Here is a 4,627-nt window from a genome sequence, read left to right on the forward strand (position 1 = left end):
CGGGAACAGGCACGCCATGGTGATCAGGATCCCGAACCGCCGGGACAGCGCGCCGTCGGTGGTCGGCAGGACCAGATAGTAGTAGCGAAGGTTCTCGGTGTACCAGGCCTGGCTGGGTCCGATGGCGGTGCGGACCCGGGTCGCCTCCAGCACCGATGCGAAGGTCTGGTCGGCGAACACCACGGTGAGCACGACGAACCCCGCCGCGAGCATCGGCGCGATCAGCGGCCAGGTGCCGATCGCGCGATGCCGGGCGACGACGATGCGCAGCAGCGGCCTACCGCCGGCCAGGAGTGCCGCCACCGCGATCAACCCGGTCGGCTGAATGCCGAGTGTGAATGCGGCGACGACGATGGCGAGGGCAGCGGGGGTGACCCGGCTGGAGATGACGGCACGTTCGATCAGGACATAGGTGATCAGCGCGCCGGCGGCGATCTGCCCTTCGGGGCGCAGCCCGTTGTTGAACGGCATCCATGCCGCGATGAGCACCAGCGCCGCGGCCCACAGGGCCGGCCTGCTGGTCGCGACCGCGGGGCCGAGCCTCGGCAGCACCTCCCGCGACAGCAGCAGCCAGCACACCAGGGCGCAGACCAGGTCGGGCAGCCTGATCCAGAGGCTGATATCGCTGACGTGGGTCATCACGGCCAGCAGGTTGTAGTACCAGCCGAACGGATCCTCCGGGCTGCCGAACCAGCGGAAGTAGTTCGACATATAGCCGGCATGACCTGCGACACGGGCCATCTGCATCTGATAGCCGTCGTCGGAGGCGCCGGCCCCCGCCACGTACCACAGGACCGATATCACGATCACGGTCGCGTCGACGGCGGTGAAGGTCCGCCACCGGGTGGGGATCACGCGTCGCATCCGCCGGCCGTCCAGGCGATCCAGCCGCCACAGGGCCAGCAGTGCGATGACCGTCGCGGCGATACCGATCAGCATCGCCGACAGCTTGAGCGGGGTGGGTTTGGTGGTGAACCGGGTGTCGATCGTCGCCGATAGCGAGAGTCCAGGTGGCGCAGGCCCGCTCAGCTCGGTGAAGACGCCGACGATCTGGGGACGCAGGTTCGGATCGGGGTATCCGGTGCGCAATTCGGCGCCGTCGGGGGTGGTCAGTCCGACGAAGGTGGCAAAGGTCCCCTCCTCGGATGAGGAGATCTCGACCCGCTGACAGGCCGGGTCGGCCGCCTGTGCGCGCGGGACGGTGGCCACCACCACGTTGCGGACGATGACGTCGACACGTTGCTCGCCGGCGGTGACGAATAGCCCGTCCAGCCGCGCATCCTTGCCGTCGGCGGGCGCGGTGCCCAGGATCATGCCGCCTTCGGCTGGCATGTCGCGGATCAGCGAGCACGGCACCGTCGCGGTCAGTGAGATGGGCGTGAGGGCGATCAGGGGTGCGGTGCGGTTGTCGAGTCGGCCGTCCTGAGGCCAGTTCAACGTCGACGTCGTCTGTACCACCGGCAGTATCGGCGTCAGCGCGCTGAGGATGAAGCCGATGAGCCCGGCGATCGTGGCCACCCAGCGCGTGCTCATTCGATCATGAATAACTGAAGCAAATGTTACAGTCAAGTTGTGCCCCGCCCGTTCGACCATGCGAAGCGTGAGAAGCTCGTCGCGCAGGCCACCGAGGTACTGGCACGGACCGGGGTGATCGATACGTCACTGCGGGCACTGGCGGCCGAGATGGGAACCAGCGCAAGGATGTTGGTGTACTACTTCGGCAGCAAGGAGAATCTGATCCTGGCTGTGATGGCCGGTCTGCAGGACCAGAACGTCCCCGAGCCCAAGCTGTACACCACCGCCGAGGAGTTGCGGCAGTGGTGCCTGGACGACTGGCACGAGATCACCCGGGGCGGCCAGCGGGCCCGGCTGCGCATTCTCGAGCAGGTGTTCGGCGCGGCCTGCGGGCAGGACAGCCCCTACGCCGCCTACACCGCCGAGACGCTGGCCCAGCTGACCCGCAACGCGCAGCTGCGGATGGAGGCGATCGGAATGCCGCCCGCGACCGCCGAAACCCGGGCCCGCCTGGCACTGGCCGCGATTCAGGGTCTGGTCATCGACTTCTTCACCACCGGCGACCATGACCGGGTCGACGACACCTATCGGCGGCTGGTCGACGATGTGGTGCTGGCACCATTCGAACCCGATCCCACGAGGCGGCAGCGACGCTCACCTGAAACGGCGGGGGCCCGTTACTCTCCGCGGCGAACGCATCGTTGAGCCGGTGTTCGGTGGTCGCCGGCCGAGAGTCCACGAGAGGCCGGGATAACCCGGGAAGGTGGCAGTACAGTCGGCGATATGCCTTCAGTTCTGGTGACCGGCGCGGCCCGTGGAATCGGACGGGCGATCGTTGAGCGCTTGGCCGCGGCCGGGTGGGAGGTGATCGCGGGGGTGCGGTCAGATGTCGACGCCGCCACGGTCGCGGCGCTCAACCCGCGGCGCATCTCGACGGTGATCCTCGATGTCACCGATGCGGATCAGATCGCGGCGCTACCGGACGCGTTACCGCAGCGGCTGGACGCCGTGGTCAACAATGCGGGCATCGTGGTGGCCGGTCCGATCGAGGCGCTGAACCCGCGGGATTGGCGTAACCAACTGGAGGTCAATGTGATCGGCCAGTTCGCGGTGACCCAGGCGGTGTTGCCGAAGCTGCGGGACTCGCATGGCCGGGTGGTCTTCGTCTCCAGTGTCAACGGCCGGCTGTCGGCGCCCCTGCTCGGCGCGTATGCGGCGTCGAAGTTCGCCTTGGAGGCGGCCGCCGAAGCGCTGCGGATCGAACTGCGGCCCTGGGGTGTGCACGTCGCGGTGGTCGAGCCGTCCCAAACCGACACCGATATGTGGCGCACCGCCGACGACATGGTCGAGCAGACCGAGGCCGCGATGTCACCCGAGCACCGCACGCTGTACGCCGGGCATATCACCGGGATGAAGAAGTTCATCCCGGTGGCGCGCAAGCTGGCGGTGCCGCCATCGAAGGTGGTTGCGGTGGTGGAGGAGGCGCTCACGGCGCGCCGGCCGCGGGCCCGCTACCTCGTCGGCCTGCCGAGCAAGGTGCAGGTCGCAGTGATGACGAATATCCCTGCGCGGCTGCGGGACCGGATTGTCGGGCGGGTCGCCGGCGTGCCCCCTCGACTATGACGGGTGCGTTCGTCAAACGCAACGCGGATGCTCCGCCCGGATTCTTCGCCGCCGAGGCCGCCGGCCTGACCTGGCTGGACGTGGCCGGCGGGGCGCGGTGCGTCGGGGTCCACACCCATGACGCCACCTCCCTCACGTTGCAGCGACTCGTGCCGGTGGCGCCGTCGGCGGCCGCCGCCCGCGACTTCGGCGCCCGGCTGGCCGTCACCCACGACGCCGGGGCCGCGGGATTCGGCGCAGGACCCGACGGCTACCAGGGCCCCGGTTACTTCGGTCCGATGGTGGATCCGCTTCCGATGTCGCTGCGCCGGCGCGGCACCTGGGGTGAGTTCTACGCCGAGGAGCGGCTGCGGCCGATGTCGGAACTGGCCGCGGACCGGCTCAGCGCCCGGGTGCGCGATGCGGTGGCCGCGGTGATCGACCTGTGCGCGTCGGGCCGGTTCGACGACGATGACGTCCCGGCCCGTCTGCACGGCGATCTGTGGGGTGGCAACGTGATGTGGACCCGGGACGGTGCTGTGCTGATCGATCCGGCGGCCCACGGCGGCCACCGCGAGACCGATCTTGCGATGCTGGCGTTGTTCGGCTGCCCCCACCTCGACGACGTGCTGGCCGGTTACCGATCGGTGCGGCCGCTGCGTGCGGGCCGCGACGAACGCATCGGACTGCATCAGCTCTACCCGTTACTGGCGCATGTGGTGCTGTTCGGAGGCGGCTATGCGCACGACGTCGGAGTCGCTGCCTGTTCGGCTCTCACGGCCGCGGCCTGATCCAGCATCGGGTCAACGGTGGTGCACGGCTTCCACGGTGTACAGGTGCGGCTCGAAGCTGATCGCCATATCCGAGCATTTACCCATGTGCTCACGAGCGATGGGATCGTCGAGCATCGCCCGAAACGCCTCGGCGCTCTGCCATTGCGCATAGTTCGTCACCCGGGTGCCGTCGGTGCTCAGGTGGATGTTGGCGGAGACGAATCCGGGGACATGGCGCATCACCTCGTCGGTGGCGCTGCTCAGTAGCTCTACGAGTTCACGTGCCCGTTCGGGCTCGACGGTGAACACGTTGATCAGCGTCGCATACGGGCCGTGCTGCTGGATCGTCGTCATGGCTCCTCCAAAGTCAGGTTCCTTACATGCCGACGTTAGCACTCATGTAAGGTTCCTGTCATGCCTGCGGTGGATGTGGAACTCGGAGTCGGTTACCTCCTCAAGCGGGTGCAGCAGGCGCTGCGCAGGCGTTGCGACGCCGCCCTGCGACCCACCGGGCTCTCGATGGCGCAATACGCCGTGCTGCGGGCGCTCGCCGACCACCCGCAGGCCTCGGCGGCCGAGCTGGCCCGGCTGTGCTTCGTGACCCGCCAGTCGCTGCAGGACACACTGGGCGGGCTGCGTAGCGGGGGACTGGTCGAAGAAGGCGAACAGCGGGGCCGGGCCCGCGAACTGCACCTGACAGGGCCGGGACGGAAGCGGTTGGCCGGCGCCCACGCGGC

6 protein-coding genes are annotated in these 4,627 nt (G+C 68.5%); 4 read left to right on the top strand and 2 right to left on the bottom strand.

The window, feature by feature from the left end; genetic code table 11:
- Window positions 1-1,533, bottom strand: a 1,533-nt coding sequence (locus ACWDTP_RS37555; protein ID WP_450028287.1) for an arabinosyltransferase domain-containing protein, incomplete at its 3' end; no start/stop codon positions are given.
- Between the two features lie 39 nt (window positions 1,534-1,572).
- Between ACWDTP_RS37555 and ACWDTP_RS37560 the strand changes: the two genes are divergently transcribed.
- From ACWDTP_RS37560 to ACWDTP_RS37570, 3 genes are all read left to right on the top strand, one after another.
- Window positions 1,573-2,220, top strand: a complete 648-nt coding sequence (locus ACWDTP_RS37560) for a TetR/AcrR family transcriptional regulator (RefSeq protein ID WP_450028288.1) — start codon at window positions 1,573-1,575, stop codon at window positions 2,218-2,220.
- Window positions 2,221-2,298: 78 nt separating this feature from the next.
- The gene (locus ACWDTP_RS37565; RefSeq protein WP_450028289.1) at window positions 2,299-3,138 is read left to right on the top strand and encodes an SDR family NAD(P)-dependent oxidoreductase; all 840 of its coding nucleotides are present in this window, start codon (window positions 2,299-2,301) and stop codon (window positions 3,136-3,138) included.
- Window positions 3,135-3,908 (top strand): fructosamine kinase family protein, encoded by a 774-nt coding sequence (locus ACWDTP_RS37570; protein WP_450028290.1) that lies wholly within the window; start codon window positions 3,135-3,137, stop codon window positions 3,906-3,908. The genes ACWDTP_RS37565 and ACWDTP_RS37570 overlap by 4 nt, the downstream gene beginning before the upstream one ends.
- Before the next feature lie 12 nt (window positions 3,909-3,920).
- Here ACWDTP_RS37570 and ACWDTP_RS37575 read toward each other — a convergent pair whose 3' ends face one another.
- The gene (locus ACWDTP_RS37575; RefSeq protein WP_450028291.1) at window positions 3,921-4,244 is read right to left on the bottom strand and encodes an antibiotic biosynthesis monooxygenase family protein; all 324 of its coding nucleotides are present in this window, start codon (window positions 4,242-4,244) and stop codon (window positions 3,921-3,923) included.
- A gap of 60 nt (window positions 4,245-4,304) precedes the next feature.
- Here ACWDTP_RS37575 and ACWDTP_RS37580 point away from each other — a divergent pair.
- On the top strand, window positions 4,305-4,627 hold a 323-nt coding region (locus ACWDTP_RS37580), incomplete at its 3' end, for a MarR family winged helix-turn-helix transcriptional regulator (protein ID WP_450028292.1).

Source organism: Mycobacterium sp. NPDC003449, from assembly GCF_053588415.1.

Coding starts and splice junctions, on each gene's coding strand:
- ACWDTP_RS37570 (WP_450028290.1), top strand. CDS start 3,135: ATGACGGGTGCGTTCGTCAAACGCAACGCGGATGCTCCGCCCGGATTC.
- ACWDTP_RS37565 (WP_450028289.1), top strand. CDS start 2,299: ATGCCTTCAGTTCTGGTGACCGGCGCGGCCCGTGGAATCGGACGGGCG.
- ACWDTP_RS37575 (WP_450028291.1), bottom strand. CDS start 4,244: ATGACGACGATCCAGCAGCACGGCCCGTATGCGACGCTGATCAACGTG.